Origin of the sequence: Sphingobium sp. LSP13-1-1.1, assembly GCF_040676415.1 — a bacterium.
Classification (GTDB): domain Bacteria; phylum Pseudomonadota; class Alphaproteobacteria; order Sphingomonadales; family Sphingomonadaceae; genus Sphingobium.
The window spans coordinates 311,296-336,792 of the sequence record NZ_JBEGHU010000023.1 but is presented as its reverse complement, the minus strand read 5'-3'; the positions used below and the strand labels follow the sequence as shown (position 1 = coordinate 336,792).

30 protein-coding genes are annotated in these 25,497 nt (G+C 64.4%); 22 read left to right on the top strand and 8 right to left on the bottom strand.

Features of this window, described 5'->3' with window-relative positions:
• Positions 1 to 121 precede the first annotated feature (121 nt).
• The 9 genes from fabF to MRBLSP13_RS13600 all read left to right on the top strand — a co-directional run bounded on the left by fabF (position 122) and on the right by MRBLSP13_RS13600 (position 7,097).
• Entirely contained in the window at positions 122 to 1,381 is a 1,260-nt protein-coding gene (gene fabF / locus MRBLSP13_RS13640) for a beta-ketoacyl-ACP synthase II (RefSeq protein WP_363755006.1), read from the top strand.
• Between the two features lie 10 nt (positions 1,382 to 1,391).
• Positions 1,392 to 2,363 carry an endolytic transglycosylase MltG gene (gene mltG, locus MRBLSP13_RS13635; protein ID WP_363734510.1) on the top strand — a complete coding sequence of 324 codons (972 nt, stop codon included), beginning with the start codon at positions 1,392 to 1,394 and terminating at the stop codon, positions 2,361 to 2,363.
• A 179-nt stretch (positions 2,364 to 2,542) separates the two neighbouring features.
• Complete coding sequence (locus tag MRBLSP13_RS13630; protein ID WP_363755004.1) at positions 2,543 to 2,821, top strand: hypothetical protein; 279 nt, start codon at positions 2,543 to 2,545, stop codon at positions 2,819 to 2,821.
• 50 nt (positions 2,822 to 2,871) lie between these two features.
• Entirely contained in the window at positions 2,872 to 3,327 is a 456-nt protein-coding gene (locus tag MRBLSP13_RS13625; RefSeq protein ID WP_363755002.1) for a periplasmic heavy metal sensor, read from the top strand.
• The gene (locus MRBLSP13_RS13620; protein WP_363755000.1) at positions 3,324 to 3,905 is read left to right on the top strand and encodes an RNA polymerase sigma factor; all 582 of its coding nucleotides are present in this window, start codon (positions 3,324 to 3,326) and stop codon (positions 3,903 to 3,905) included. Before MRBLSP13_RS13625 ends, MRBLSP13_RS13620 begins: the two co-directional genes overlap by 4 nt.
• 31 nt (positions 3,906 to 3,936) lie before the next feature.
• On the top strand, positions 3,937 to 5,691 hold the full coding sequence (locus MRBLSP13_RS13615; RefSeq protein ID WP_363755262.1) for a copper resistance system multicopper oxidase: 1,755 nt from the start codon (positions 3,937 to 3,939) through the stop codon (positions 5,689 to 5,691).
• Positions 5,688 to 6,620 carry a copper resistance protein B gene (locus MRBLSP13_RS13610; RefSeq protein ID WP_363754998.1) on the top strand — a complete coding sequence of 311 codons (933 nt, stop codon included), beginning with the start codon at positions 5,688 to 5,690 and terminating at the stop codon, positions 6,618 to 6,620. The genes MRBLSP13_RS13615 and MRBLSP13_RS13610 overlap by 4 nt, the downstream gene beginning before the upstream one ends.
• Before the next feature lie 81 nt (positions 6,621 to 6,701).
• Complete coding sequence (locus MRBLSP13_RS13605) at positions 6,702 to 6,890, top strand: DUF1328 domain-containing protein (RefSeq protein WP_007688211.1); 189 nt, start codon at positions 6,702 to 6,704, stop codon at positions 6,888 to 6,890.
• A 3-nt stretch (positions 6,891 to 6,893) separates the two neighbouring features.
• Positions 6,894 to 7,097, top strand: coding sequence for a DUF5818 domain-containing protein (locus MRBLSP13_RS13600; protein ID WP_363754996.1), 204 nt, complete (start codon positions 6,894 to 6,896; stop codon positions 7,095 to 7,097).
• Positions 7,098 to 7,119: 22 nt separating this feature from the next.
• Here the strand turns inward: MRBLSP13_RS13600 and MRBLSP13_RS13595 are convergent, their stop codons facing one another.
• Positions 7,120 to 7,407, bottom strand: a complete 288-nt coding sequence (locus tag MRBLSP13_RS13595) for a hypothetical protein (RefSeq protein ID WP_363754994.1) — start codon at positions 7,405 to 7,407, stop codon at positions 7,120 to 7,122.
• Positions 7,408 to 7,797: 390 nt separating this feature from the next.
• Here MRBLSP13_RS13595 and acnA point away from each other — a divergent pair, with 390 nt between their 5' ends.
• The 3 genes from acnA (at position 7,798) to MRBLSP13_RS13580 (ending at position 11,717) form a co-directional block, all read left to right on the top strand.
• Positions 7,798 to 10,467, top strand: coding sequence for an aconitate hydratase AcnA (acnA, locus tag MRBLSP13_RS13590; protein ID WP_363734516.1), 2,670 nt, complete (start codon positions 7,798 to 7,800; stop codon positions 10,465 to 10,467).
• A 114-nt stretch (positions 10,468 to 10,581) separates the two neighbouring features.
• Complete coding sequence (locus tag MRBLSP13_RS13585; RefSeq protein WP_363754992.1) at positions 10,582 to 10,833, top strand: CBU_0592 family membrane protein; 252 nt, start codon at positions 10,582 to 10,584, stop codon at positions 10,831 to 10,833.
• A 173-nt stretch (positions 10,834 to 11,006) separates the two neighbouring features.
• Positions 11,007 to 11,717 carry a glutamine amidotransferase gene (locus tag MRBLSP13_RS13580; RefSeq protein WP_363734518.1) on the top strand — a complete coding sequence of 237 codons (711 nt, stop codon included), beginning with the start codon at positions 11,007 to 11,009 and terminating at the stop codon, positions 11,715 to 11,717.
• Between the two features lie 42 nt (positions 11,718 to 11,759).
• Here the strand turns inward: MRBLSP13_RS13580 and MRBLSP13_RS13575 are convergent, their stop codons facing one another.
• Positions 11,760 to 12,416: a glutathione S-transferase gene (locus tag MRBLSP13_RS13575; protein WP_363734519.1), complete on the bottom strand. Its 657-nt coding sequence runs from the start codon at positions 12,414 to 12,416 to the stop codon at positions 11,760 to 11,762.
• A 127-nt stretch (positions 12,417 to 12,543) separates the two neighbouring features.
• Here MRBLSP13_RS13575 and MRBLSP13_RS13570 point away from each other — a divergent pair, with 127 nt between their 5' ends.
• Entirely contained in the window at positions 12,544 to 13,767 is a 1,224-nt protein-coding gene (locus MRBLSP13_RS13570; protein WP_363734520.1) for a polyhydroxyalkanoate depolymerase, read from the top strand.
• 49 nt (positions 13,768 to 13,816) lie between these two features.
• On the opposite strand, the gene MRBLSP13_RS13565 is transcribed toward MRBLSP13_RS13570, so the two are convergent.
• The 5 genes from MRBLSP13_RS13565 to MRBLSP13_RS13545 all read right to left on the bottom strand — a co-directional run bounded on the left by MRBLSP13_RS13565 (position 13,817) and on the right by MRBLSP13_RS13545 (position 17,573).
• Positions 13,817 to 14,170 carry a YbaN family protein gene (locus tag MRBLSP13_RS13565; RefSeq protein WP_363754990.1) on the bottom strand — a complete coding sequence of 118 codons (354 nt, stop codon included), beginning with the start codon at positions 14,168 to 14,170 and terminating at the stop codon, positions 13,817 to 13,819.
• Positions 14,170 to 15,474 carry a sensor histidine kinase gene (locus tag MRBLSP13_RS13560; protein WP_363755260.1) on the bottom strand — a complete coding sequence of 435 codons (1,305 nt, stop codon included), beginning with the start codon at positions 15,472 to 15,474 and terminating at the stop codon, positions 14,170 to 14,172. The genes MRBLSP13_RS13565 and MRBLSP13_RS13560 overlap by 1 nt, the downstream gene beginning before the upstream one ends.
• 163 nt (positions 15,475 to 15,637) lie before the next feature.
• Positions 15,638 to 16,303 (bottom strand): response regulator transcription factor, encoded by a 666-nt coding sequence (locus MRBLSP13_RS13555; protein WP_044662519.1) that lies wholly within the window; start codon positions 16,301 to 16,303, stop codon positions 15,638 to 15,640.
• Between the two features lie 51 nt (positions 16,304 to 16,354).
• Complete coding sequence (locus MRBLSP13_RS13550; protein ID WP_414714620.1) at positions 16,355 to 16,693, bottom strand: hypothetical protein; 339 nt, start codon at positions 16,691 to 16,693, stop codon at positions 16,355 to 16,357.
• 139 nt (positions 16,694 to 16,832) lie between these two features.
• On the bottom strand, positions 16,833 to 17,573 hold the full coding sequence (locus MRBLSP13_RS13545) for an SIMPL domain-containing protein (RefSeq protein ID WP_414714619.1): 741 nt from the start codon (positions 17,571 to 17,573) through the stop codon (positions 16,833 to 16,835).
• Positions 17,574 to 17,711: 138 nt separating this feature from the next.
• Between MRBLSP13_RS13545 and MRBLSP13_RS13540 the strand changes: the two genes are divergently transcribed.
• From MRBLSP13_RS13540 to MRBLSP13_RS13525, 4 genes are all read left to right on the top strand, one after another.
• A complete protein-coding gene (locus tag MRBLSP13_RS13540; RefSeq protein WP_363754988.1) occupies positions 17,712 to 19,490 on the top strand; it encodes an ABC-F family ATP-binding cassette domain-containing protein in 1,779 nt (592 codons plus the stop codon).
• Between the two features lie 71 nt (positions 19,491 to 19,561).
• A complete protein-coding gene (locus MRBLSP13_RS13535) occupies positions 19,562 to 20,287 on the top strand; it encodes a VIT1/CCC1 transporter family protein (protein ID WP_363734523.1) in 726 nt (241 codons plus the stop codon).
• Between the two features lie 36 nt (positions 20,288 to 20,323).
• Positions 20,324 to 20,869: a glutathione peroxidase gene (locus tag MRBLSP13_RS13530; RefSeq protein ID WP_363734524.1), complete on the top strand. Its 546-nt coding sequence runs from the start codon at positions 20,324 to 20,326 to the stop codon at positions 20,867 to 20,869.
• Positions 20,870 to 20,885: 16 nt separating this feature from the next.
• Entirely contained in the window at positions 20,886 to 21,518 is a 633-nt protein-coding gene (locus tag MRBLSP13_RS13525) for a trimeric intracellular cation channel family protein (protein WP_363734525.1), read from the top strand.
• Positions 21,519 to 21,572: 54 nt separating this feature from the next.
• Here the strand turns inward: MRBLSP13_RS13525 and MRBLSP13_RS13520 are convergent, their stop codons facing one another.
• The gene (locus tag MRBLSP13_RS13520; RefSeq protein WP_363754986.1) at positions 21,573 to 21,878 is read right to left on the bottom strand and encodes a plasmid stabilization protein; all 306 of its coding nucleotides are present in this window, start codon (positions 21,876 to 21,878) and stop codon (positions 21,573 to 21,575) included.
• Positions 21,879 to 22,006: 128 nt separating this feature from the next.
• Between MRBLSP13_RS13520 and MRBLSP13_RS13515 the strand changes: the two genes are divergently transcribed.
• The 5 genes from MRBLSP13_RS13515 to MRBLSP13_RS13495 all read left to right on the top strand — a co-directional run bounded on the left by MRBLSP13_RS13515 (position 22,007) and on the right by MRBLSP13_RS13495 (position 25,472).
• The gene (locus tag MRBLSP13_RS13515) at positions 22,007 to 22,348 is read left to right on the top strand and encodes a hypothetical protein (RefSeq protein ID WP_363734527.1); all 342 of its coding nucleotides are present in this window, start codon (positions 22,007 to 22,009) and stop codon (positions 22,346 to 22,348) included.
• Positions 22,345 to 22,593, top strand: coding sequence for a hypothetical protein (locus MRBLSP13_RS13510; RefSeq protein ID WP_363734528.1), 249 nt, complete (start codon positions 22,345 to 22,347; stop codon positions 22,591 to 22,593). The genes MRBLSP13_RS13515 and MRBLSP13_RS13510 overlap by 4 nt, the downstream gene beginning before the upstream one ends.
• Positions 22,594 to 22,737: 144 nt before the next feature.
• A complete protein-coding gene (locus MRBLSP13_RS13505; RefSeq protein WP_363734529.1) occupies positions 22,738 to 23,667 on the top strand; it encodes a DUF808 domain-containing protein in 930 nt (309 codons plus the stop codon).
• Between the two features lie 3 nt (positions 23,668 to 23,670).
• A complete protein-coding gene (locus MRBLSP13_RS13500) occupies positions 23,671 to 25,047 on the top strand; it encodes an MATE family efflux transporter (protein ID WP_363734530.1) in 1,377 nt (458 codons plus the stop codon).
• Between the two features lie 104 nt (positions 25,048 to 25,151).
• Positions 25,152 to 25,472: a hypothetical protein gene (locus MRBLSP13_RS13495; RefSeq protein ID WP_133652280.1), complete on the top strand. Its 321-nt coding sequence runs from the start codon at positions 25,152 to 25,154 to the stop codon at positions 25,470 to 25,472.
• Positions 25,473 to 25,497: the final 25 nt, after the last annotated feature.

Here is a 25,497-nt window from a genome sequence, read left to right as displayed (position 1 = left end):
CCTCCTGTCCGGCAAAACCGGGTCTTGGGGAGCCTTTTCGTATCTGCTCCCCGTTCACAAGACCGTCTTGAATGGCTAGATGAACGGCGTTGAGCCAAAGAAGAATTTTCGGAGCAAGCATATGCGTCGTGTTGTCGTCACCGGCCTTGGCATGGTCAGCCCGCTTGGCGGGGATGTGGAAACGACCTGGAAGAATATCATCGCTTCCAAATCCGGCGCGGCGACGATCACCCGCTTCGACGCCAGCGAATATAAGTGCCGCATCGCCTGTGAGGTGAAGCCGGCCGATCATGAATATGGCTATGACGCCGGCCTTGATGTCGATCACAAGATCCAGCGGCAGGTCGACCCGTTCATCGTCTTCGGCATTTCCGCCGCCAGCCAGGCGCTGCGCGACGCCGGCCTTGACAATATGAGCGAGGAGGAGCGGCTGCGCGCCGGCTGCTCCATCGGTTCTGGCATTGGAGGCCTGCCGGGCATTGAAAGCGAATCGCTGGTGCTGGCGAACAAGGGACCGGGCAGGGTCAGCCCGCATTTCGTCCATGGACGGCTCATCAACCTGATCTCTGGGCAGGTGTCGATCAAATATGGCCTGATGGGCCCCAATCATGCCGTCGTGACGGCCTGCTCCACCGGCGCCCATTCCATTGGCGATGCCGCGCGCATGATCGCGATGGATGATGCCGACGTGATGCTGGCGGGCGGCGCGGAAAGCGCGATCTGCCCGATCGGCATCGCCGGCTTCGCGCAGGCCCGCGCGCTGTCGACCGCCTTCAACGACGCGCCGGAAAAGGCCTCGCGGCCCTATGACGTCAACCGCGACGGCTTTGTCATGGGCGAGGGCGCCGGCGTCGTCGTTCTGGAAGAATATGAGCGGGCCAAGGCGCGCGGCGCGAAAATCTATGCGGAGGTGATCGGTTATGGCCTGTCGGGCGACGCCTATCACGTCACGGCGCCCCATCCCGAAGGCAGTGGCGGCTATCGCTCGATGGAAATGGCCCTCAAAAAGTCGGGCCTCAGCCTTGCCGACATCGACTATGTAAACGCGCACGGCACCTCGACCCCGCTGGGCGACGAGCTGGAACTGGGCGCGGTGAAGCGGCTGTTCGGCGAACATCTGGGCACCATGTCGATGAGTTCGACCAAGTCGGCGATCGGCCACCTGCTGGGCGGCGCGGGCGCGGTGGAGAGCATCTTCTGCATCCTGGCGCTCCGTGACCAGATCGTCCCGCCGACGCTGAACCTCGACGAGCCGAGCGAAAGCTGCAAGGGCGTCGACCTGGTTCCGCATGTCGCCAAGGAGCGCAAGGTGCGCGCGGTGCTGAACAATTCGTTCGGCTTCGGCGGCACCAATGCCTCGCTCATCATGAAGGCGGTCTGAGGCACCCGGGATGCGGCGGCTTGGCTTTGGCATGGTGCTGATCGGCCTGGCCGTCGCCGCTTTCATCGCTTTCCGATTTGTCTATGGCTGGACCGAGGCAGGGCCGGCGACGAAGGACATCACCATCGTCGTGCCCGAAGGTGCGACCATCGCGGACGCGGCCATTCTCCTGAAACAGAAGGGCGCGGTGCGCTCGGCCGACGCGTTCCTGACGCGGGCCAAGGTCTTCGGTCGGGGCAAGTCGATCAAGGCCGGGGAATTCCTGATCCCCCAGGGTGCCAGCAACTCCGACATCTTCCGTATCCTGGGCGGCGGCAAGACGCTGACCCGGCTCGTGACCATACCGGAGGGGATGCCCTCCATATTGGTGCACGAACGGCTGATGGCGAATGAGGAACTGACCGGCGACATATCCGTGCCGGCGGAAGGCAGTGTGCTGCCTGACAGCTATGCCTTCGACAAGGGCGAAAGCCGGGCGGTGGTTCTGAAGCGGATGCAGGATGCGATGAACAGGACCCTGGCCAAAATGTGGGCCGAAAGGGCGCCGAACACCGCCGCCAGGACACCGAAGGAAGCCATTGTCCTGGCCAGCATCGTCGAGAAGGAAACGGCGGTGCCCGCGGAGCGGCCGACCGTCGCCGGTGTATACGGCAATCGGCTGAAGGCGCGCATGATGTTGCAGGCCGATCCGACGATCATCTATCCGATCACCAGGGGCAAGCCGCTTGGCCGGCGGATCAGAAAGTCGGAAATCGCGGCGGTCAACGATTATAATACATATGCGATGATCGGCCTGCCCAAGGGACCGATCGCCAATCCCGGACGCCTGTCCATCCTGGCGGTCCTGCACCCGGCGGAGACGAAGGCGCTCTACTTCGTCGCGGATGGGAAGGGCGGACATATCTTCGCGGATACGCTGCAGGAGCATAATGAGAATGTCCGCAAATGGTTTGAGATCCGCCGGGCGAGGGGGGAACTCTAGGACGGGTCGCCTGATGTTCCGGCGTCCTCCTTCATTAAATTGCGGGCCGCCGCATGCGAATTTGCATGAGGGGTCTTTGCCCGGCCTGCGTATTGTCGGCGAGACTATTTTGTTGTGCATCGAGATTTTCCCCACTGCCGGATGAGGCCGGCCGGAAATCGCCCTGTGGAGTGCAAGTGATGAGCGACCTCGATCAGCTGCTGGGCCAGGTGGCCGCCCGCATGCGGCATATCCCCGCCGACCCCCGTCTGGAAGCGCTGGAGGATGCGGTGATGGCCGGTGTCGCCCGGCGCCGCGAACGGGCCGTGGCGCGCCGCAGCCTCGCCCTGGCCGGGATAGTCGCGATCGGCATCGGATGGGCGGGCAGCCTGGTACCGGGCAGTCCCGCGCAGGCCGCATCACGGCCCGCGATCATCGGTATGTCGGATTACGCGCCATCGCGCCTGCTGGGGCAGTGAGCCATGCGCGGGCGGCACATGAGGGGGTGGGCCATAAGAGGGGTTGGGGCATGAAGGGAATCGCCCGCTACGGGCTGGTGGCGCTTGTCGCCTTTGCAGCGGCGCTGGCGGCGGTGCTGGTGGCAAGGGTCTGGATAGCACCGGAACCGCGCGTGGAGAGCGAGGTCCACGCCCTGATCCACGAAAAGCTCAGGCTCGATCCGGCGCAGGAGCAGCGCATTCACGCGTTGGAGAGCGATTTTGCCCAACGCCGCGCGTCGTTGGAGGCGGAGATGCGCGCCGACAATGCGCGACTGGCGCAGGCGATCGCGGCCGAACATGGCTATGGCCCGAAGGTGGCGGAAGCCGTCGATCGCTCGCACCATGTCATGGGAATGCTGCAGAAGGAGACGCTGAAGCATATCTTCGCCATGCGTGCTTTGCTGCGACCGGATCAGGCGGCGCAGTTTGATGCCGCTGTCGTCAATGCGCTGACCCGGCCAGCCGCGGTTCCGCCGGATCGGTGAACGCTTCGCTGGCCCGATGCAGCGATGCGGAACTGGCCGCGCTGGCGCTCGCCGGGCAGCAAAGCGCCTATGGCGAATTGATGCGCCGCCATCGGGAAGCTGTGTTCCGGGTGGCGCGGGGGCATGTCGGTGATGCGACAGAGGCGCTCGACATCACGCAGGAGACGTTCATCTCCGCCTTCACCGCCCTTGCCCGCTATGACGGCACGCGACCCTTTCGACTGTGGATAGCGCGGATTGCCGTCAACAAATGCCGTGATTGGGCGCGGCGCAGGGCGGTGCGGCGCTTCTTCACCTTCGCGCGGCCGATCGAGGAAGCGACCGCCGTCGCGGACAACCTGCCGACGCCCGAGGAGGCGGTCGGATCGCAAGCGGAACTGGCGCATATCCATGCAGCCATCGCCGCCCTCCCAGGCAATCTCAAGGATGTGCTGGTGCTGCGCACATTAGAGGGGGTGAGCCAGGCGGAGGCCGCGCAGATATTGGGCATCAGCGAGAAGGCGGTCGAAACGCGCCTCTACCGCGCACGCAACAAATTGGCCGAAGGGTTGAGGGATGGAGCGGCTGACCGCGTATAAGGGGGAAACCGCCCTTATTGCAGAGCTTTCCATGTCCTTCTCTCTTCCCGACGTCGATCGCCGCACCCTTGTCCGCAGCCTCTCGGGCCTGGGTGGCGCGCTCGCCCTGGGCCGGGTTTTCCCCGCCTGGGCGCAGAGCGGAACGGCGGGCCTGTCCCCGGCGCCGGGCATGTTGCAGGGCGAGACGATCGCCCTCACCGTGGCGGAGGGGCATTTTTCGGTTGGCGGCCGTTCGACCCATGCCGTGCTGATCAACGGCACGCTGCCTGCTCCCCTCATCCGCCTTCGGGAAGGGCAGAATGTCCGGCTCTCGGTCACCAACCGGCTGCGGGAGGATACCTCGATCCACTGGCACGGCCTGATCGTGCCCTTTCAGATGGACGGAGTGCCGGGGGTCAGCTTCCCCGGCATTCGCCCCGGCGAGACCTTCACCTATGAATTTCCGGTCCGTCAGTCAGGCACCTATTGGTATCACAGCCATTCCGGCATGCAGGAGGCGGTCGGTCACTATGGTCCGATCGTGATCGATCCGGCCGGGGCCGACCCGGTGGAATTCACGCGCGAGCATGTCATCGTCCTGTCCGACTGGAGCCCGATCCACCCGCATGTCCTGTTGAAGCGCCTCAAACAGGCGGGCGGCTATTTCAACATGCAGAAGCAGACATTGTCGGGACTGCTCGCCGGAAAGGACCAGGGCACCAAGGATCGCCTTGAATGGGGTGCCATGCGCATGGACCCGACCGACATATCCGACGTCACCGGATCGACCTACAGCTTTCTGGTGAACGGCCATGGCACGGCGGAGAACTGGACGGGCCTGTTCACGCCGGGCGAGCGAGTGCGGCTTCGCATCATCAACGCGGCGGCGATGACCAATTTCAACCTGCGCCTGCCGGGCCTGCCAATGACGGTCGTGCAGTGCGACGGCCAGCATGTGCAGCCGGTCGAAACCGACGAGCTGCAGATCGGCATTGCCGAAACCTATGACGTGGTGGTGCAGCCCCCGGAAGCGAAACCCTATGCCCTCGTTGCGGAGGCGATAGACCGTTCGGGCCTGGTGCGGGCGACGCTGGCGCCCCGCATGGGCCTTGCGGCGGATGTGCCGCCGCTGCGCGACCGGCCGCTGCTGGGCATGAAGGACATGGGCATGGACATGTCGGGAATGGACATGGGGCAGGGCGGCGTCATCGACCTCAGCCAGCCCGCCAATGAGAGCATGGCCGGCCATTCGATGAAGATGCGCGACAAATCGGTGGCGCCGCAGGTGAAGATGGGGCCTGGCGTCGCGACGCTCTCGCCCATGCCTGCGGACCGGACCGCCGATCGTCCTACCGGGCTGGAGAGCGTCGATCATCGGGTGCTGACCTATGCTGATCTGAAATCGCTGACGCCCCATGCGGACACGCGCCCGCCGACGCGAACGCTGGACATCCACCTGACCGCGAACATGGAACGCTATATGTGGTCCTTCGACGGGGTGAAACTGTCCGACGGGGCAGCCCCCATTCCCTTCCGTCACATGGAACGGGTGCGGGTCAACCTCATCAACGACACGATGATGCCGCACCCGATCCATCTGCACGGCCATTTCTTCCAGCTGGTGACCGGGGCGGGCGACCATGATCCGCTCAAGCATACGGTGAATGTGCTGCCGGGAGGAAAGGTGAGTTTCGATCTTACGGCGGACGCGCTTGGGGATTGGGCCTTTCACTGCCACATGTTGATGCACATGCACGCAGGGATGATGCGGGTCGTGACCGTCCGGCATGCGGAGGAAGCAGCATGAAGCCGCTGCTTGCTGCCACGGCGCTGCTGCTTGCCGCCGCCGCCTTTCCCGCCCGGGCACAGGACCACGGTCAGATGGATCATGGGCAGATGGACCATGGCGCGATGGAGCAGGAGGATCATTCGGCCCATCAGGCGCCGGCTGCGGACGCCCATGCCGGTCATGACGGGCCCGCGTCCGGTGGCGACATTCCCACCGGTACTGTGCCCTCCGTCCCGGCTGATCATGCCGCCGATGCCTTTTACAACTCCGCCGAAATGGCACGTGCCCGCGCCGCCATGCTGAAGGAAAGCGGCGGCATGGCCTTTTCCCAGATCATGCTCGACCGGCTGGAATATCGGATGGGCAAGGGCGCGGACGGCTATCATTGGGAGGGGGAAGGCTGGATCGGCGGCGACATCAACCGCTTCGCCTTCAAGACGGAGGGGGAGGGCGCGTTCGGCGGTCCGCTGGAACGCGCGGAAGTGCAGGCGCTCTACAGCCGCGCCATCGACCCCTGGTTCAACCTGGAAGCAGGCGTCCGCCACGATATCCGCCCCGATCCCCGGCGAACCTATGCGGTGGTTGGGATCGAGGGCCTTGCCCCCTATTGGTTCGAGGTGTCGGCCCAGGCCTTCCTGTCGAACAGGGGCGACGCCCATCTGCGGCTGGAGGGCAGCTATGACCAGCGCATTAGCCAGCGGCTGATCCTGCAACCCGCCGCGGAGATCAACGTCGCGGCCCAGGACGTGCCCGAACTCGGCATCGGCTCGGGCGTGTCCGATGTCGAGCTGGGACTGCGGCTGCGCTATGAATTCGCCCGCGAATTCGCGCCCTATGTCGGCGTCAACTGGGAACGAAAGCTGGGCGACACCGCCCGCTTTGCCCGTGCTGATGGAGAGCGGGCTTCGGCCACCAGCCTCGTGATGGGCGTGCGATTCTGGTTCTGATCGCTCCCTGATCGACAACAGGAACCGGCGGTCTCGCCATCCGTTGGAAAGGGCAGGTCTTTCAACGGAAAGGAGTGCCGCATGATCCGTCTGGCCATCATTTCGCTCGTGATCGCCGCCGTGCTCGCCATATTGGGCTTTGGCGGCGCGGCGGGCACGTTCGTGGGTATCGCGAAGTTCCTGTTCGTGCTGGCGATCGCGCTGTTCGTCATCTTCCTTGTCCTTGGCCTGATGGCTGGCAAGGGCATCAAGAATGCGATAGATCGATAACCCATGACGCAGATCGGTGCTGGAGTGGACGAAACCGGGCGGTTGATCCGCGACGAGGCAGGGTTTCTGCTCCAGCGCGATCTGGGCGGCAGCTTCCGCCTTGTCCTGCTGCGCGTCCCCGTCGACCATGTGGAAAAACGCGTGCGGGTGCAGGGCTATTATGCCGGCGACGGCATAGTGGAGGTGGAGGGAGTGGCTGCGGCCTGACGGCGCGCAGCCCTCCATCCGTTTACGGAGTAAACGACTCGCGGGGGTCGGGCGACGTCATGACGTCATGCGTGCTGACGAAACGGGCGCACGCCCCGACACCTCGGTTATTCTCCAGCGGCAGTGCGGTTTCGCAATAGGCGCACTCCGCCATCAGGCGTCCGACCATCCACTGGCTGCGACCGCAACTGGGGCAGTGATTGGCTTCCCCCGGATGATAATGAATGATGTAACCCCTTAAGGCCGGGTCGAAAGACCTGCCGGTGGCGAGGGTGGAAACTGGGCGCATCGTCTCTTCCTCCTCAGACATATATCTCGGCATCGATATGAAATCCGGAATTGCCCCCGAGCTTCACACCAGCATTGATGCAACGACGAACGTCAGAGCGAGCGACCCTTTATCATCTCTGCCAGGCCCGCTCCTTGCACCAGAACGCGACCGCAGCCCAATGTATCCCGCGCTTGATCGCGCCGTCTACAAGAAAGATTCGCCCGGCCTGTGCCATTTCGCGCCTTCGCATTTGACTTGAGGCGCGCAGGCGCTATGGCGGCGCGCATCGGGACATATTCGCTTCGGCCATGAGTGGGGGCGCATCCCGCCACCTTGCCGTCCGGTATTTTCGCCGTCCGGCGAGCTTCTGGTGGAATAGCGTCATCCTGCCTGCTCCTGGCCCGGCAACTGCGAGGAGACGCACGACTCATGACCGCCATCGGACAGGATACACTTGGCACGCGCGACACCTTGAAGGTGGGCGGCAAGGACATTGCCTATTATTCGCTGAAGAAGGCCGCGGCCAAGCTGGGCGACGTCTCGCGCCTGCCCTTCTCGATGAAGGTGCTGCTGGAAAACCTGCTCCGCTTCGAGGACGGCGTCACCGTCACCACCGCCGACATCCAGGCGATCGTCGACTGGCAGAATGACAAGGGCAAGGCCGAACGGGAGATTCAGTATCGCCCCGCCCGCGTGCTGATGCAGGACTTTACCGGCGTTCCCTGCGTCGTCGACCTCGCCGCGATGCGCGATGCGATGACCGCGCTGGGCGCCGACGCCAGCAAGATCAACCCGCAGGTGCCGGTCCACCTCGTCATCGACCACTCGGTCATGGTCGACGAATTCGGTACGCCCAAGGCGTTCGAGCAGAATGTGGAAATCGAATATCAGCGCAATATGGAGCGCTATGACTTCCTGAAATGGGGTTCCAAGTCGCTCGCCAATTTCTATGCCGTGCCCCCGGGCACCGGCATCTGCCATCAGGTGAACCTGGAAAATATCGCGCAGGCCGTCTGGTCGAGCGAAGGCCCTGACGGCGTCACCGTCGCCTATCCCGACACCTGCGTCGGCACGGACAGCCACACCACCATGATCAACGGCCTGGGCGTGCTGGGCTGGGGCGTCGGCGGTATCGAGGCTGAGGCCGCGATGCTGGGCCAGCCCGTCTCCATGCTCATTCCCGAAGTGGTCGGCTTCCGCTTCACCGGTGAATTGAAGGAAGGCGTCACCGCCACGGACCTCGTCCTCACCTGCACCCAGATGCTGCGTGCCCGTGGCGTGGTCGGCCGCTTCGTCGAATATTTCGGCCCCGGCCTTGCCACCCTGTCGCTCGCCGATCGCGCGACGCTGGCCAATATGGCGCCGGAATATGGCGCGACCTGCGGCTTCTTCGGCATTGACGACAAGACGCTGGACTATATGCGTCTCACCGGTCGCACCGAAGAGAATATCGCGCTGGTCGAAGCCTATGCGAAGGAGCAGGGCTTCTGGATCGATCCGGCGGTCGAACCGGTTTTCACCGACACGCTGGAGCTGGACCTCTCGACCGTCGTTCCCAGCCTTGCAGGGCCGAAGCGCCCGCAGGATCGCGTTGCGCTGCCGGACGTGGACGATGTCTTCAACGCCGACATGGAAAAGGTGTACAAGAAGGCCCAGGCTCGCGTTCCGGTGGAAGGCAAGGATTTCGACATTGGCGACGGCGACGTCACCATCGCCGCGATCACCAGCTGCACCAACACCTCGAACCCCGGCGTCCTCGTCGCGGCCGGCCTCGTTGCCAAGAAGGCGAACGAACTGGGCCTGAAGCCCAAGCCCTGGGTAAAGACCTCGCTGGCGCCGGGATCGCAGGTGGTTACCGACTATCTGGAAAAGGCCGGGCTTCAGTCGCATCTCGACGCCATAGGCTTCAACCTGGTCGGCTATGGCTGCACCACCTGCATCGGCAACTCCGGTCCGCTGGCCGAGCCGATCAGCAAGGCGATCAACGAAAACGGCCTGGTCGCCGCCGCCGTCATCTCCGGTAACCGCAATTTCGAAGGCCGCGTGTCTCCCGACGTGCGCGCCAACTTCCTGGCCTCGCCGCCGCTGGTCGTCGCCTATGCGCTGAAGGGTACGGTGGTCGAAGACTTCATCACCACGCCGATCGGCACGGGCAAGGACGGCCAGCAGGTGTTCCTGAAGGACATCTGGCCGACCAATGACGAAGTCGCCTCGACCATGGCGGGCTGCATGGACCGCCAGATGTTCCAGGCGCGCTACGCCAATGTGTACAAGGGCGACGCCCACTGGCAGGCGATCAACGTCACGGGTTCGGCTACCTATAGCTGGCGCGCTGGTTCGACCTATGTCGCCAACCCGCCCTATTTCGAGGGTCTGACCATGACCCCGAAGCCGGTCACCGACATTGTCGAGGCCAAGCCGCTGGCCATTTTCGGGGACTCGATCACCACCGATCATATTTCGCCGGCCGGCTCGATCAAGGCGACCAGCCCCGCGGGCAAGTGGCTGCAGGAGCGTCAGGTGGCGCAGGCCGACTTCAACAGCTACGGCGCCCGCCGCGGCCATCACGAAGTCATGATGCGCGGCACCTTCGCCAATATCCGCATCAAGAACCTGATGCTGGACGGCGTCGAGGGCGGCATGACCCGTTATGAAGGCGAAGTCATGCCGATCTACGACGCGGCGATGAAGCACAAGGCCGACGGCACTCCGCTGGTCGTCATCGGCGGCAAGGAATATGGCACCGGGTCGTCGCGCGACTGGGCGGCGAAGGGCACCAACCTGCTGGGCGTGCGCGCGGTCATCGTGGAAAGCTTCGAGCGCATCCACCGTTCGAACCTGGTCGGCATGGGCGTCCTGCCGCTCCAGTTCAAGGACGGTCAGAACAAGGACACGTTCGGCCTCACCGGCGACGAAACCTTCACCATCCAGAATGTCGCCGGCCTGAAGCCGCGCCAGGATGTGGAAGTGATCGTGAAGCGCGCCGACGGTTCCACCTTCACCTTCACCGCGCTGTGCCGCATCGATACCGTCAACGAACTGGATTATTTCCTGAACGGCGGCATCCTGCAATATGTGCTGCGCAAGCTGGCCGCCTGACCGGCGCACGCATGATTGAAGGAAAAGAGGCTCTCTCCGCAAGGGGGGAGCCTCTTTCCTTGGGAGAGGGGCCTGGAGCGGTTTCCAAGCGACCGAGCCAGACCATCATTATCCATGGGGGATGGATTGCCGATCCTGATTGAAATCGCCGGCTGGGCGGGTGCGCTGTTGATCCTGGGCGCCTATCTGCTCGTATCGAGCGGCCATGCCTCGGGCAGGTCCACCCTCTTCCAGGGGATGAACACGCTGGGTTCCGGGCTGTTCGTCATCAACACCTGGTGGCACGGCGCCATCCCGTCGACGGTCGTCAACATCATCTGGTTCGCGATCGGGACCAGCACATTGGTCCGCATCGCCCGCCGATAGCCTTCATTTCAAAAACCCAAGAAAGGCTGGGGTGGCCGGCCATGCCGTCTTTGGCTAGAGCGATTTCCAAGCGATCGGAACCGATCGCTGGTCAAGAAATCGCGGAAAACAAGGAAACCAGAGCGGCGATCTGCTTCAATCAGATCGAAATCCGCTCTGGCAGCATGGCGGAAATGAAAACAGCGCTGATTGTCCGACATGTGCCGCGAGAGGGTGCGGCAGGCTATCTCCAGCCGATCGAAGCTGCCGGCTATCGGATCGAGCGGATCGACGTCGCCAGCGCCGACTTTGCCGATGTCGATCTCTGCACCCCTGACCTGCTCATCATGATGGGCGGCCCGATGGGCGTTTACGAACATGATCTGCACCCCTGGATTCCGCTCCAGATCGCAAAGCTCGCCGCCCGGCTGGAACAGGATCTGCCGACCCTGGGCGTGTGCCTGGGCAGCCAGATGATCGCCGCGGCGCTCGGCGCGTCCGTCTATTCCGGCGGGCGGATGGAACTGGGTTTCGCGCCGGTCATGTTGAACCGGGCGGGAGCCGAATCGCCGCTGCGCCATCTGGACGGGGTTCCCGTTCTTCATTGGCATAGCGACACGTTCGACCTGCCGGCCGGCGTCGAACTGCTGGCCTCCACCGAAAATTACGCGCATCAGGCCTTTCGCCGCGGATCCAAGCTGCTGGCGCTGCAATTCCACGCGGAAATGGGCGAAGATCCGCGTTTCGAGGATTGGCTCACCCATTTCTGGGCTGATCTCGACATAGCGAAGCAATGCGGCATCGCCCTGCGGCAGGACCATGCCGACCATGGCCCGGCGGCCGTCGCAGCCGGTCGCGCAATGATCGCCGAATGGCTGAGCGGGATCGAGAGCCGGACGTCGTGATTTCCTGACCAGCGATCGGCTTTGATCGCCTGGGAAATCGTCCTAAAACTCGACCTCCAGTTCCTCGACCTCATCCTTCTCCCGGCGGGCGGCGTCGATCCATTCGCGCATCAGTTCCCAATCGTTGCTCCAGTTGCAATAGGCCGCCGATTGCGCCGACAGCGCCACCGCGTAGGTCAGGAAGCGCTGCGCCACCGGCGCGAACATCGCGTCGGCCACGCTCGCCCTTTCCCCGAACAGCCAGGGGCCGCCATAGGTGTTCAGGCATTCGGTCCAGATTTCCTCGATCCGTTCGATGTCCTGCTTGGCCCCTGAAAAGACCGGAAATTTGTCGTGCCGTACCTTGAGGTTCATCGGCAGCGCCGATCGCAGGTTGATGAAGCCGGAGTGAATCTCGCCCGAAACCGATCGGCAATGCGCCCGCGCGATCCGCTCTTCGGGATAAAGCCCGGCATGCGGGTAAAGTTCATGCAGATATTCCGCAATTGCGAGCGTGTCCCAGACACTCGCCCCTTCATGGGTCAGGCGGGGAACCAGAACCGACGGCGACAAAAGCAGCAATTCCGCCCGGTTTTCAGGATCATCGAGCGCGATCGTCTTCTCGACGACTTTCAGGCCCGCCATGCGGCACAACAACCATCCGCGCAGGGACCAGGATGAATAAGTCTTGCTGGAAATGGTCAGTTCGGCGTCGGCCATGGCATTCCTCCCGCTTCATCCCTATGTTCCCATCAATCATGATGCGGTGCAATATGGAAAACCTGTATAACGGTTTTTGCATGGGACCGAATCGGCACCGGAAGAGCTTAGGACGCGTTTGAGCAAGATGATGATGCTATATAGCGGCTATCAGGCCTGGAACGACATGATGGCCCCTGCGCGCTTGGGTGCTCAGATCGCACTTTCCTTCAGGGACAAGATGGGTCCGGTGGCAGATTGGGCCATGCCGCGCCGCATGTTCGCGTTGATGGACGTGTTCCAGGGTGCGAAGCTGACCCATCATCGGCCTGCCTATGGCATAACGCAGGTGCACAGCGGCAATGCCGTCGTGGCCGTGAGGGAAGAGGTGGCGCTGGACCTGCCTTTCGGGAACCTGCTGCATTTCGTGAAGGACGATGTGGAGGCGCCCCAGCCCAAGGTGCTGGTGGTCGCGCCCATGTCGGGCCACTTCGCGACCCTGCTGCGCAACACGGTGCAGACGCTTCTGCGTGATCATGACGTGTACATCACCGATTGGAAGAACGCCCGCGACGTACCGCTCAGCGCCGGAAGGTTCGGCTTCGACGACTATGTCGACTACATAATGATGTTCATGCGGGAAATCGGGCCGGGATCGCATCTGGTTTCGGTCTGCCAGCCCTGCGTGCCGGCCATGGTGGCGGTGTCGATCATGTCGGAGGACAAGGATGCGGCGACGCCGCGATCCATGACACTGATGGGCGGGCCGATCGATACCCGCGCCGCTCCGACCGTGGTCAACGAACTAGCCAATGAACAGTCGATCGAATGGTTCGAGGATAATCTGATCAGTCTGGTGCCGATGCGCTATGCCGGACGCGGCCGGCGCGTCTACCCCGGTTTCCTTCAGCTTTCGGCCTTCATGTCGATGAACATGGACCGGCATGGCTCGGCCCATCGGGAACTTTACCAACTGCTGGCCGATGGCAAGCAGGTCGAAGCGAACAAGATCAAGACCTTTTACGAGGAATATTTCGCCGTGCTCGACATGACGGCGGAATTCTATCTGGAAACGGTCGACAAGGTGTTCCAGCGGACATTGCTGGCCAAGGGTGAACTCACCTATCGCGGGCGGAAGGTCAATCCCGGCGCGATCCACAAGACCGCGCTGCTGACGGTCGAGGGTGAAAAGGATGATGTCTGCGCCGTGGGCCAGACCGCTGCCGCCCATGTGCTCTGCACCGGCCTGCGCCCGCATATGAAACGCCATCATCTTCAACCCGGCGTCGGCCATTATGGCGTCTTTTCCGGCAGCAAATGGGAAAAGCAGGTTTATCCTCAGGTGCGGAACATGATCCTGGCCATGAACTGAGGGCTGTCGGACGCCGTCTGCGTCCCCTTTTGAGGGAGCATCAAGGGCCTCAGCCCTCGGGCCGGGTCCAGATCCATGTGCCGCCCATCAGGGCCGCGGCCAGCGGGATCAGAAACCAGGGAAAGGGCGATAGCAGCAGCGCCAGCACCGTGCTGAACGCAAAGGCGGCCAATGCCGCCTTCTTTCCCCGCCGGCTGATCGCTCCCTTTTCCCGCCAGCGCCGGATATGCGGGCCAAAATGGCGATGCTCCAGCAATCGGGCCTCCAGCGCCGGGCTGGATCGCGCAAAGCAGAATGCCGCCAGGATCATGAACGGCACGGTCGGCAGGAGAGGCAGGAAGGCGCCGATCGCGCCCAGCCCCAGGGACAGGAAACCGCAGGCAAGGTAGAAGTGCCGCCGCATCAGGCAGCGGGCAGCCGCAGCCGGACCAGCAGGCCGCCCAGATCCTCGCTCTCCTCCAGCGCGACCGACCCGTCATAGATTTCCGCGACGTCCCGCACGATGGCAAGGCCAAGGCCCGTCCCCGGCTTCCCCGAATCCAGCCTGACGCCCCGGTCGAAAATGCGCGTGCGGTCTGCCTGGGGAATGCCCGTGCCGTCATCCTCGACCAGGATTTCGACCATGGATCCCTTGCGTCCGACCGTCGCAAACACGCTGCCACCGCCATATTTTGCGGCATTCTCGATCAGATTGCCCAGCATTTCGTCCAGATCCTGCCTTTCGACCCGCACGGCGGCCTCCTTGTCGCCGTCCATGTCGATGCGCACTTCGGGATAAAGCCGCTGGACGGCGCGTTCTACCGCGTCCAGGCTGGCCCATACTTCCGCCCGGCTATGCGCCGCGCCGCGCCGGCCGACCGCTCGCGCCCGCGCCAGATGATGGTCGACCTGGCGGCGCATCGTCGTCGCTTCCCGGATCACGGTGTCGCCCAGGTCGGGCGATTGCGCGGTCGCCGCGTTCATGATTACGGTCAATGGCGTCTTCAGCGCATGGGCAAGGTTGCCCGCATGGGTCCGCGCTTCCTCCGCCTGCCGTTCATTATGGGCGAGCAGCGCGTTGAGCTCCTCCACCATCGGCAGCACCTCGGCGGGCATCGGCTCGGTCACGCGGTTCTTCTCACCCGCGCGCATCCGCACGATCTCGTGGCGAACCTTGCGCAGCGGGCGCAGCCCGTAGATCGTCTGCAGGGTCGCCAGCACGATCAGCCCCAGCGCCAGCAGGGCAAAGCTCTCGAACAGGGTCGAACGCAGCGTCTTTATCTGCGCGTCCAGCCCCTCGCGCGCCTGCGCCACCATGAACATCCATCGCGTGTTTGACCCGGGCAGGATGATGCTGCGTTCCATGACGCGCAGGTCTTCGCCCGGAAACTGGTTGCTGTCATAGATATGCGGCGCGTCGTCATGATGCTCCGGATTGACCTTCAGCGCCCGGTCCCACAGCGAACGCGACCGCCAGTCCTCATGCCCCTTGCCGCTGATCTGGTAGTAAATGCCGCTATTGGGCTCCAGGAACCGCTGATCGGCGGGCTCGCGGTTGAACAGCACCTCGCCGTCCGGCCCGATCTCCGCCGATGCGATCATGGCGGTCAGGACATAGTTCATCCCGTCGTCGAAATTGCGCGTGATCGCATCGGACAGCACGCGGTCGAGCGCCAGTCCGCCGCCCAGCAGCAGCAGGCTGATCCACAGCGCCGCGATGCCGATCATGCGGCGGCTGAGCGATCCGGTGGAACGGACCTGCGGAGGGGAGGGGGGATCGGTCAAAAAAAGCCGAAACCTTTGTTTCCGTTCGCCCCGCGCTTGTCGAAGGGCTTCATTTTCCTTGAAGAACCAGGCTTCGACAAGCTCAGCCGAAACGGAAGGGCGGGGTTTATCGTCCCGGCTCGTCCAGGCTGTAGCCCAGGCCCCGGATGGTCGTGATGACATCCGCGCCCAGCTTCTTGCGGATGCGGGTCACGAATACCTCGATCGTGTTGGAATCGCGGTCGAAATCCTGGTCGTAGATATGCTCGATCAGTTCGGTGCGGCTCACGACCTTGCCCTTGTGGTGGAGGAGGTAGGACAGCAGCTTATATTCCTGCGCGGTGAGCTTCACCGGCTCGCCCTTCAGCGTCACCTTGCCCGATCGCGTGTCCAGCCGCACGTCGCCCGCCGTCAGCTCGCTCGACGCATTGCCCGATGCGCGACGGATCAGCGCGCGCAGCCGGGCGATCAGTTCCTCGCTCTGGAACGGCTTGGCCAGATAATCGTCGGCGCCTGCGTCCAGTCCGGCCACCTTGTCGGACCAGCTGTCCCGCGCCGTCAGCACCAGTACCGGAAAGCTGCGCCCTTCCTTGCGCCAGCGGTCCAGCACGGTAAGGCCGTCGATGGTGGGCAGGCCCAGGTCCAGGACGACCGCATCATAGCTTTCGGTCGCGCCCAGGAAATGCCCGTCCTCGCCATCGTCGGCCAGATCCACGGCATAGCCCGCGCCCTCCAGCGTGTTCCGGAGCTGTTGCCCCAGGCTAGGTTCATCTTCGACGATCAGCAGACGCATATGGCCCCGTTTCTGTTGTTTATGTCCAAAGGACAAGGCGGCACGCGCCTGTCAGCGCGCCCAGCCGATTATATCGCCCGTGCGACCGTCCGCATCAACCCATACCACCTTACCGTCCTTCACATATTTGAGGCGGTATCGATTGGTGGACGGGTTGAATTCGCTGCCCAGATAGGTAGCGCCGCCCATGGCGGCATCCACCCGGCGCTTGATGACGGAAAACGGCATGACCTGCCCGTCCAGCATCGCGCGGCGCGCGGCATCCTGCTCGTCGCGCTGGCTGCTGGCCTGGGCAGGCGGATTGGCGGCGAAAAGCGCCGCCATGACCCCCATGGCTGCTATCAGTCTTAACCGCTTCATTTCCATGACCTTGGCATAGCGGGCAGCCATTGAACAGGTGGTGAATGACGATGAGGGGGGTCGGGTTCCGGTATATGCCCCCTCCCGCAGGGTGGGAGGGGGCAGGGGGCGGGCGCTACATCAGCGATGATCTTCCAGGATGATCTTCGGCGATGAGGCTATCCCGCGCTTATTTCTCCAGTGCATATTGCACGGTCAGCGTCACCGATGACCCGACCTGTCCCGGTTCCACGGGCGTGGCAGGCGCTGAATCCGCCTTGAACCGCGCCGCCGCCATCATCGGCACGGGCGGCTGCCCGCCGCTGTTGCTCTCCGTCAGCGAAACCAGCCGTGCCGAGCGGTATCCGGCCGCCTGCGCGTAGAAATCCGCCTGCGCCCTGGCGGTCTTGAGTGCGGCCGAGCGTGCCTGCGCCAGCATCGGCGCCGGATCGCTGATCGAGAAGCTGGGCCCGCTCACATTGGTCGCGCCCGCATCGACCATGGTATCGAGCAGCCCGCCCACCTTCCGGATGTCGCGCAGTTTCACCGATAGCTGGTTCGACGCCTCATATCCGATGAAGCGCGGCGCGGAAGCCTGACCGTCGCGGTTGCTATAGTCATATTGGGCGCTCAGATTGATCCCGCTGGTCTGGATGTCCTTCTTCGGAATGCCCGCCTTCACCAGCGCCGCGATCAGCTTGTCCATCTGCGCCGCATTGTCGCGCATCGCCTGCGCCGCGGTCTGGGCGCGGGTCTGGACCCCGGTGCCCACCGTCGCCATGTCGGGCGCCGCCTCCACGGTTTCGGTGACGTTCAACGTCACCACCGGCGCGGTTTCTGCAATGGTCACGCTGGTCTGCGCAGCGGCCGCGACGGGCAGGGCAGCGGCGGCAACGACAGCAGAGGCCATCAGGGCGAACATGGATTTCACAGGGCCTTCTCCTCAAAAAGCGATGCAGCGACATTGTGACGGCTGCGATGAATGGACGCTGACATGCGCTGAAAGCCGTCAGACAGCTTCCGGTTCCCCCTCTTGCCCCAGCTTTCCAGAACGCCTAGCTGCACGGCCATGGCGGCTCCCATTCTCTCCTTCGAAAATCTTGGCCTCTCACAGGGCACCCATTGGCTTTTCCGCAATCTCGACATTTTCGTCGGGGAACGGGATCGGCTGGCGCTGATCGGCCGCAACGGCGCGGGAAAGACCACGCTGCTCAAGCTGATCGCCGGTCAGATCGAACCGGACGAGGGCACCCGATCCTTCCGGCCCGGCGCCCGCGTCATCATGCTGGAGCAGGATCCGGATGTTTCCGGCTTCGCCACGCTGCGGGACTTCGCGCTGGCCGGCCAGTTCGCCCCGCCCGCCCATGAGGTCGACGCCATCGCCAGCCAGCTCGGCACCGATCTCAACCGTGAAGCCGCCACCGCATCGGGGGGCGAACGCCGCCGCGCCGCCATTGCCCGCGCCCTGGCGAGCGAGCCGGACCTGCTGCTGCTCGACGAACCGACCAACCATCTCGACATCGACGCCATCGACTGGCTGGAAGGGTGGCTCGGCCGCTATAACGGCGCCTTCATCGTCATCAGCCATGACCGCGCCTTCCTCACCCGCCTGACGCGCCAGACGCTCTGGCTCGACAGGGGCGGCATCCGCCGCAATGAAATCGGCTTTGGCGGTTTCGATGAGTGGATGGAGGCCGTCTATGCCGAGGAAGCCCGCGCCGCCGAAAAGCTGGACGCCAAGCTGAAGATCGAGGCGCACTGGCTGGAACGCGGCGTCACCGCCCGGCGCAAGCGCAACCAGGGCCGCCTCGCCAAATTATGGGAAATGCGCGCCCAGCGCGCCGCCATGGTGGGTCCGCAGGGCGTCGCGAAAATTGCCGTCGCCAGCGACGACAACAAGACGAAAAGCGTCATCACCGCCGAACATGTCACCAAGCAATTCGGGGATCGCACAGTCATCAAGGACTTCTCGCTGCGCATCCAGCGCGGCGACCGCATCGGCATCGTTGGCGGCAACGGCGCGGGCAAGACCACGCTCCTGAAACTGCTGACCGGCGAACTCGCGCCCGACAGCGGCGAGATTCGCCAGGCCAGGTCGCTCGACATGATCTTCATCGACCAGCAGCGCAGCCTGATGCAGCCCGACCGGCGGGTCCGCGACGTCCTGGCCGAAGGCGGCGACTGGATCGACGTGCGCGGCACGCGCAAGCATGTCCACGGCTATCTCAAGGAATTCCTCTTCGACCCCTCCCTGGCGGAGGCGCGGGTCGGCACCTTGTCGGGCGGCGAACGCTCGCGCCTGCTGTTCGCGCGCGAATTCGCCCGCGAATCGAACCTGCTTGTGCTGGACGAGCCGACCAACGACCTCGACCTCGAGACGCTCGACCTGCTTCAGGAGGTCATTGCCGATTATGAAGGCACCGTGCTGATCGTCAGCCACGATCGCGACTTTCTCGACCGCACCGTGACGGTCACACTCGGGCTGGACGGTTCCGGCACCATCGACGTGATCGTCGGCGGTTATGCGGACTGGGTCGCCAAGCGCCAGCCGAAGAACGCGCCGAGGACGGAGAAGAAGAGTGCCGCGCCCCCCCCGCCGAAAAGCGCATCGACCAAGCTCAGCTACAAGGACCAGCGCGACTTGGACCTGCTGCCAAAGCGGATCGAGGAGATAGAGGCGGCCATTGCGCGGGACGAGGAAGCGCTGGCCGATCCCAATCTCTACGGCCGCGACCCCGGCAGGTTCGACCTGCTCACCAGGGCGATCGAAAAGGCCCGCGCCGAAAAGGAAGCGGCGGAGGAACGCTGGTTGGAACTGGCGGAAAAGGCTGAAGGGCTGGGCGCCTGAAGCGATTTCCAGGAAGCCCTTGCGCCGATCGCCTCATCTGTTAGCCAAGGGCAGCCAGAGGGGAAAGGCGCATGGAACAATCCGCGACGATGCAGGACGAGGATGTGATCGACGGCCATCATGCGGTCCATTATGTCAATCGCGTCGGCTGGCTGCGCGCCGCCGTTCTGGGGGCCAATGACGGCATCGTCTCTACCGCCAGCCTGCTCACCGGCATCGCGGCGTCGGGGGCGGCGCGGGACACCATCCTTCTGTCGGGCATTGCCGCGCTGGTTGCGGGCGCCATGTCGATGGCGGCGGGCGAATATGTGTCCGTCAGCGCCCAGTCCGATACGGAGCGCGCCGACCTGGCCAAGGAGAAGAAGGCGCTGGCCCAGCAGCCCCATGTGGAATGGCAGGAATTGCGCGACATCTATGTCGATCGCGGCCTGACTGCGGAGCTTGCAGGCCAGGTGGCGACGCAGTTGATGAATGTCGACGCGCTCGCCGCCCATGCGCGGGACGAACTGGGCATTTCCGACATCAGCACAGCGCGCCCGGTTCAGGCGGCGCTGACCTCTGCCGCGACTTTCTCCGTCGGCGCGATCGCCCCCGTGCTGGCCGCCGTCGCCAGTCCGGGGCACGCGATCGCCGCTGTCGCCCTCGTATCGCTGCTGTGCCTGGCGGTGCTGGGCTATGTCGGCGCGCGCCTGGGCGGCGGCGGAATAGCGCGGGCAGTGGCGCGCGTCGTCTTCTGGGGTGTTTTCGCGATGCTTGCGACATCCGGGGTAGGCAAGCTTTTCGGCGCGGCCATATGATGGGGGCAAGCCATCCGGTCCGAAGGAGAATATGACATGACAGATATCCAGCAGATTCCGCTCAAGACCATCAAGGGCGCCGACGCCAGCCTGGCCGACTATGCGGGGAAGGTGGTTCTGGTGGTCAACGTCGCCTCCAAATGCGGCCTGACCCCGCAATATGAAGGGCTGGAACAGCTTTATCGCGACTATAAGGACAAGGGGCTGGTCGTCGCCGGATTCCCCGCCAATGATTTCGGCGCCCAGGAACCGGGCAGCAACGAAGAGATCGCGACCTTCTGCACCACCAATTTCGGCGTCGATTTCCCGATGTTCGAAAAGATCGTCGTCACCGGACCGGAAAAGCACCCGCTCTACGCGGCGCTGACCGGCGCGCAGCCCGCGGCGCGGGGGGAAGGCGCCCAGTTTCGCGAAAAGCTGGTCGGCTATGGCATCACGCCCAATCCCGAACCTGAAGTGCTCTGGAATTTCGAGAAATTCCTGATCGCGAAGGACGGCAGCGTGGCGGCCCGTTTCGCACCCACGACCGCGCCCGATGATGCGGATCTGGTGGCGGCGGTAGAGGCCGAACTCGCGAAATAACGCCCAGCGCCGCCTCATGAACCAGACGCTGCTGCCGCAGATCGGCCCGGTGCTTGAGACGCTCAGCATCGTCGGTACTTTCGTCTTCGCGGCATCCGGCGCGCTGGCGGCGGCGCGCCTGCGGCAGACGCTGGTCACCTTCGCCTTCTTCGCACTGGTGACGGGGGTAGGGGGCGGAACGGTTCGCGACCTGTTGATCGGCGCGCCGGTCTTCTGGGTCCGCGACGCCGTGCCCGCGATCGCATGCATGTTGGCCGCGCTGCTCGTCTGGTGCACGCCGCGCCGCTGGTGGAGCGACAGCGCGCTCGACTGGCTGGACGCGGTGGGGCTCGCCGCCTTCGCCGTCTATGGCGCGGCCAAGGCGATGAGCTACGGCGTGCCGCCGCTGGTGGCGGCGATGATGGGCGTCGTTACCGGCTGCGTCGGCGGCATCATGCGCGACCTGCTGGCGGGGGAGCCGTCCATAGTGCTGCGTCCGGAACTTTATGTGACGGCCGCGGCGCTTGCATCGGGGCTGTTCGTCTTCCTGCGCTGGCTGGGACTCGACATTCCCGTGGCCGGTTTGATCGCCGCCTGCCTTGGTTTCCTGTTGCGGGCCGTTGCGATGCGCAGGGGGTTGGCGCTGCCGCACTATCGGTCTCAGGACTGAACCGGCGCCGGCGGGTTCATCCGCCGCGCGCCGGACAGCCATCCTCCGGCCAGGTCAGCCATGCGCCTTCCTGCGCCGGGTTTCCCAACCCTTTCTGGCGGCTGCGGAGCGATCGGCCGCCGGTCGCCGCGCCGATGCCGCGCCGCCCTTCTTCCCGCCCTTGCGCGAAGAGACATGGCTGTCGGGCTTCCCCCGGCCGGATCCGGATTTGTTGCCGCCGCCCGATTCCTTGTTGACGGTGGCCCAGGCGCGCCGTTCCGCTTCCTTGCGGGATACGCCGCGATCCTCATAACCCTGTTCGATATGCTCCGCCTTGCGCTTCTGCTTGCCGGTATAGCTGCTCTTGTCACCCTGGGGCATGATCTTCTCCTTCTCCTTGCAACTGTTCCTTGCATGCGGCGTCAACGATCGATGCGGCGCGACGTTCACTTCGCTGCACAGGCGTCACGATAAGGGAACAGAGCGGTTCGGCCGGCGTTCATCAGCACATGGAGCAGCGCAATCTTCTGGAACGGCTGGCGCGGCATCTGGCGGCCGCCAATCCCGCTCTCGGCCCCGATCACTGGCAGGAGCAGGTGGAGGCCGCCGCTGGTCTGCTCGCCATCATCAAGGATCCCGACGATGTCATGTTGCAGGCGGGCGACGACCACGTCTGGCGGGCGATGATCGATGCGGCACTGCGGCAGCGCTGGGCGATCGCATCCGCCCCGGCCGCGGAGCCGCCGGGCGGCACCGATGAGGAGGGCGACATCCCGCTGACGCCCGACATCGTCAGCGGCAATCGGGCCGAATGGGTCCATCTGCATGAACCACAGGAGAAGCCGAAATGAAGGGGTTGTTGAAACTGGCATTTCTCACCGGGCTGGGCACCGTGGCCTGGCGGGGTTGGAAGGAATGGCAGGCTGGCCGCAACGCATATGACCATCGCGGGACGGGCTTCTCTTCCGGCCCGGTGCGCGACGCCGGCCCGCACGAACAGCATATCGACGCGCGCGATTGGGACATGGTGGACGAGCAGGTGGATGAAAGCTTCCCTGCCAGCGACCCGCCGGGCAATTATCGCGGGCTGCATTGAGGCGCGATTGAGGCGCAGGGCCGCCGCCCTGTTCGGTCCGCCTATATCGATCCGACCCTTTGCCAATCCATTGCGCCAGGCATGCCCCGCCTCTATTGAGGCGGCTGCCGGTCCCACGCCGGGGCCAACAGGGGAATAACATCAATGCCTTCGGGTCTGATCGCGCTGCTCGATGACGTAGCGGGGATTGCCAAGCTTGCGGCCAGTTCGCTGGATGATGTTGCCGCTGCCGCGGGCAAGGCCGGGTCGAAGGCGGCGGGCGTGGTGATCGACGATACGGCAGTCACGCCGCGCTATGTCATGGGCCTGACGGCGGACCGCGAACTCCCCATCATCTGGAAGATCGCCAAGGGTTCGCTGCGCAACAAGCTGCTGTTCCTGCTTCCCGCCGCCCTGGTGCTGAGCGCCTTCGCGCCCTGGTTGCTGCCTCCCCTGCTGATGCTGGGCGGTGCCTTTCTCTGTTTCGAAGCGGCGGAAAAGCTGCTCGAAGCGGTGCAGGGCGGTCATGACCTGGTCGAAGAAGCGCTGGAAACGCACAGCTCCAGCGAACTGGAGGAGCAGAAGGTTTCCGGCGCGATCCGCACCGACTTCATTCTGTCGGGCGAAATCATGGCGATCGCCCTCGGCACCGTCGCGGCGGAACCGATCTGGGAACAGGCGATCATCCTGATCGTCGTCGCCTTCCTGATCACCGCGGGCGTCTATGGCGTTGTCGGCTTCATCGTGAAGATGGACGATATCGGCCTGCATCTGGCGGAGCGGCGTTCGGCTGGCGCGCGGGTGCTGGGGCGGGCGATGGTGAAGGCCATGCCGGTGCTGATGCGGATGTTGGGCGTTGTCGGCACCGCGGCCATGCTCTGGGTCGGCGGCGGGCTGATCGTCCATGGGCTTCACGAATTTCATTGGGATCTCGTTCCCGGCGCCATCCACCATGTCGCGCAAGGCGCGGCCCACGGCCTGCCCGCCATCGCTCCGGTGGTGGAATGGGTGGTGAACGCTGTGGGCGCCGGCATTGTCGGGCTGATCGTTGGCGGCATCGTCGTCGCCCTGTTGCACCTCTTCAAAAAGCACTGACCGATGCGTTCACCCTGGCGCCTGGAGGCCGGGGCGCTGACGGCGCTCGCACTGCCGATGATCGCGGGCAACATCGCCTGGGCCGGCATCGCCGCGACCGACCTGCTGCTGCTGGGCCGGCTGGGTGCGGGCGCGGTGGCGTCTGGCGCGCTGGCGATCAACCTGTTCAATGCGTTGCTGATCTTCGGCATGGGGCTGGTGACCGCCGCCGCGCCGTTGATCGCCACGGAGCGGGGGCGTCGGCGGCATTCGGTGCGGGACGTCCGGCGGACCGTGCATCAGACGCTGCGCGCGGCCACCCTGTTCGTGCTGCCCGCCTGGGCGCTGCTGTGGGAAAGCCGATCCATCCTGCTGCTGATGGGGCAGGATGCGGAACTGGCGGCCCAGGCGGGCGAACTGATGCGCGGCCTGCAATGGGCGCTGCTGCCCTTTCTGGGATTCACCACGCTGCGCAACTTCATCTCCGCGCTCGAACGGCCCGTCTGGGGCCTGATCATCATGGTCTGCGCGATCCCGTTCAATGTGCTGGTGGGCTGGACGCTGATCTTCGGCCATTTCGGTTTCCCCGCGCTAGGGATCTTCGGCGCGGGAATCGCCAGCAGTCTGTCCTCCTCCTTCCTGTTCATCGGGCTGCTTGCGGTCATACTGATCGACCGGCGGTTCCGTCGCTACCGCCTGCTAGGGCGATTCTGGACCCGTGACCGGGAACGGCACCGGGCCGTCTGGGCGCTGGGCCTGCCGATCGCGATCACCCTGGGGCTGGAGACGACGGTGTTCAACGCCTCCGCCTTCCTGATGGGATTGATCGACCGCGACTCGCTGGCGGCGCATGCCGTCGCGATCCAGATCGCCGCGCTGGTCTTCATGGTGCCCATGGGCATTGGCCAGGCGGCGACCGTGCGCGTGGGCCTCGCTTATGGGAAGGGCGACCTGGCGGGGGTCGGTCGTGCGGGCTGGCTGGCGCTGGCGATCGGGACGGGGTTCGCCCTGATCGCGGCGGCGATGCTCATCGCCTTTCCGCGCCTTCTGATATCCGCTTTCCTGGACCTTGCCGATCCCGCCAACCGGCGGACCGCGACGCTTGCGGTCAGCTTCCTGGGCGTCGCGGCGCTGTTCCAGCTGGTGGACGCGGCCCAGGCCGTGGGGGCAGGGGTGCTAAGGGGCATTCGGGATACGCGCGTGCCGATGATCTTTGCCCTGATCGGCTATTGGGTGATCGGCATCGGAGTCGGCGTCGTCCTGGCCTTTCCGCTGGGGTTGCAGGGCCTTGGCATCTGGCTGGGCCTTGCAAGCGGGCTGGGCGTGGTCGCGCTGTTGCTGGTGGCGCGCTGGGTCTTGCGGGAGAGGCTGCACCTTGTGTCGCACAGGCGAAACGCCTGATCCCGCCTGGCGTGCAAGTTGTATGGCAAGTTGCACGGCGAGGTGATGGTGCGACGCACAAAGCAATTGAACCGGCGCGTCAAATCGGTAATGAAAAGCAGATTATGACCGCTCCTACCATGTTCTTCGAGGCGATTGCGCTTCAGAAATGTCTGATGGCGACCTACAACAAGATGGTCGTGAAGCTGGCCCCGCATATCCTCTACACGCGCCATGACGAGATGTTCATCGACGCGGTCACGATCGAGCGTGACGGCCGCCCCCCCAGGGAACTGAAGCTGGGCACGTTCAAGCTCGCCGGATTGAACGACGTCAGCCTGATCGACGAAAAGTTCGAGGCGATGCACGGCCTCTATGATCAGGGCGACAGCAAATATAAGGGCGTGACCCTGTTCGCTGTCGAGCCGGAGAGCGCAGCGGCCTGAAGCCGCGACGCGGGCATGAAAACGG

Bases quoted from the DNA above. Each gene is read 5' to 3' on its own strand.
- MRBLSP13_RS13520 (WP_363754986.1), bottom strand. From the start codon at position 21,878: ATGCCCCAGGGTGACAAGAGCAGCTATACCGGCAAGCAGAAGCGCAAG.
- MRBLSP13_RS13630 (WP_363755004.1), top strand. From the start codon at position 2,543: ATGAGCGACCTCGATCAGCTGCTGGGCCAGGTGGCCGCCCGCATGCGG.
- acnA (WP_363734516.1), top strand. From the start codon at position 7,798: ATGACCGCCATCGGACAGGATACACTTGGCACGCGCGACACCTTGAAG.
- MRBLSP13_RS13560 (WP_363755260.1), bottom strand. From the start codon at position 15,474: ATGATCGGCATCGCGGCGCTGTGGATCAGCCTGCTGCTGCTGGGCGGC.
- MRBLSP13_RS13535 (WP_363734523.1), top strand. From the start codon at position 19,562: ATGGAACAATCCGCGACGATGCAGGACGAGGATGTGATCGACGGCCAT.
- MRBLSP13_RS13510 (WP_363734528.1), top strand. From the start codon at position 22,345: ATGAAGGGGTTGTTGAAACTGGCATTTCTCACCGGGCTGGGCACCGTG.
- MRBLSP13_RS13565 (WP_363754990.1), bottom strand. From the start codon at position 14,170: ATGCGGCGGCACTTCTACCTTGCCTGCGGTTTCCTGTCCCTGGGGCTG.
- MRBLSP13_RS13540 (WP_363754988.1), top strand. From the start codon at position 17,712: ATGGCGGCTCCCATTCTCTCCTTCGAAAATCTTGGCCTCTCACAGGGC.
- MRBLSP13_RS13525 (WP_363734525.1), top strand. From the start codon at position 20,886: ATGAACCAGACGCTGCTGCCGCAGATCGGCCCGGTGCTTGAGACGCTC.
- MRBLSP13_RS13610 (WP_363754998.1), top strand. From the start codon at position 5,688: ATGAAGCCGCTGCTTGCTGCCACGGCGCTGCTGCTTGCCGCCGCCGCC.
- MRBLSP13_RS13550 (WP_414714620.1), bottom strand. From the start codon at position 16,693: ATGGCTGCCCGCTATGCCAAGGTCATGGAAATGAAGCGGTTAAGACTG.
- MRBLSP13_RS13580 (WP_363734518.1), top strand. From the start codon at position 11,007: ATGAAAACAGCGCTGATTGTCCGACATGTGCCGCGAGAGGGTGCGGCA.
- MRBLSP13_RS13515 (WP_363734527.1), top strand. From the start codon at position 22,007: ATGGAGCAGCGCAATCTTCTGGAACGGCTGGCGCGGCATCTGGCGGCC.
- MRBLSP13_RS13625 (WP_363755002.1), top strand. From the start codon at position 2,872: ATGAAGGGAATCGCCCGCTACGGGCTGGTGGCGCTTGTCGCCTTTGCA.
- MRBLSP13_RS13575 (WP_363734519.1), bottom strand. From the start codon at position 12,416: ATGGCCGACGCCGAACTGACCATTTCCAGCAAGACTTATTCATCCTGG.
- mltG (WP_363734510.1), top strand. From the start codon at position 1,392: ATGCGGCGGCTTGGCTTTGGCATGGTGCTGATCGGCCTGGCCGTCGCC.
- MRBLSP13_RS13530 (WP_363734524.1), top strand. From the start codon at position 20,324: ATGACAGATATCCAGCAGATTCCGCTCAAGACCATCAAGGGCGCCGAC.
- MRBLSP13_RS13595 (WP_363754994.1), bottom strand. From the start codon at position 7,407: ATGTCTGAGGAGGAAGAGACGATGCGCCCAGTTTCCACCCTCGCCACC.
- MRBLSP13_RS13615 (WP_363755262.1), top strand. From the start codon at position 3,937: ATGTCCTTCTCTCTTCCCGACGTCGATCGCCGCACCCTTGTCCGCAGC.
- MRBLSP13_RS13495 (WP_133652280.1), top strand. From the start codon at position 25,152: ATGACCGCTCCTACCATGTTCTTCGAGGCGATTGCGCTTCAGAAATGT.
- MRBLSP13_RS13570 (WP_363734520.1), top strand. From the start codon at position 12,544: ATGATGATGCTATATAGCGGCTATCAGGCCTGGAACGACATGATGGCC.
- MRBLSP13_RS13500 (WP_363734530.1), top strand. From the start codon at position 23,671: ATGCGTTCACCCTGGCGCCTGGAGGCCGGGGCGCTGACGGCGCTCGCA.
- fabF (WP_363755006.1), top strand. From the start codon at position 122: ATGCGTCGTGTTGTCGTCACCGGCCTTGGCATGGTCAGCCCGCTTGGC.
- MRBLSP13_RS13555 (WP_044662519.1), bottom strand. From the start codon at position 16,303: ATGCGTCTGCTGATCGTCGAAGATGAACCTAGCCTGGGGCAACAGCTC.
- MRBLSP13_RS13605 (WP_007688211.1), top strand. From the start codon at position 6,702: ATGATCCGTCTGGCCATCATTTCGCTCGTGATCGCCGCCGTGCTCGCC.
- MRBLSP13_RS13585 (WP_363754992.1), top strand. From the start codon at position 10,582: ATGGGGGATGGATTGCCGATCCTGATTGAAATCGCCGGCTGGGCGGGT.
- MRBLSP13_RS13505 (WP_363734529.1), top strand. From the start codon at position 22,738: ATGCCTTCGGGTCTGATCGCGCTGCTCGATGACGTAGCGGGGATTGCC.
- MRBLSP13_RS13600 (WP_363754996.1), top strand. From the start codon at position 6,894: ATGACGCAGATCGGTGCTGGAGTGGACGAAACCGGGCGGTTGATCCGC.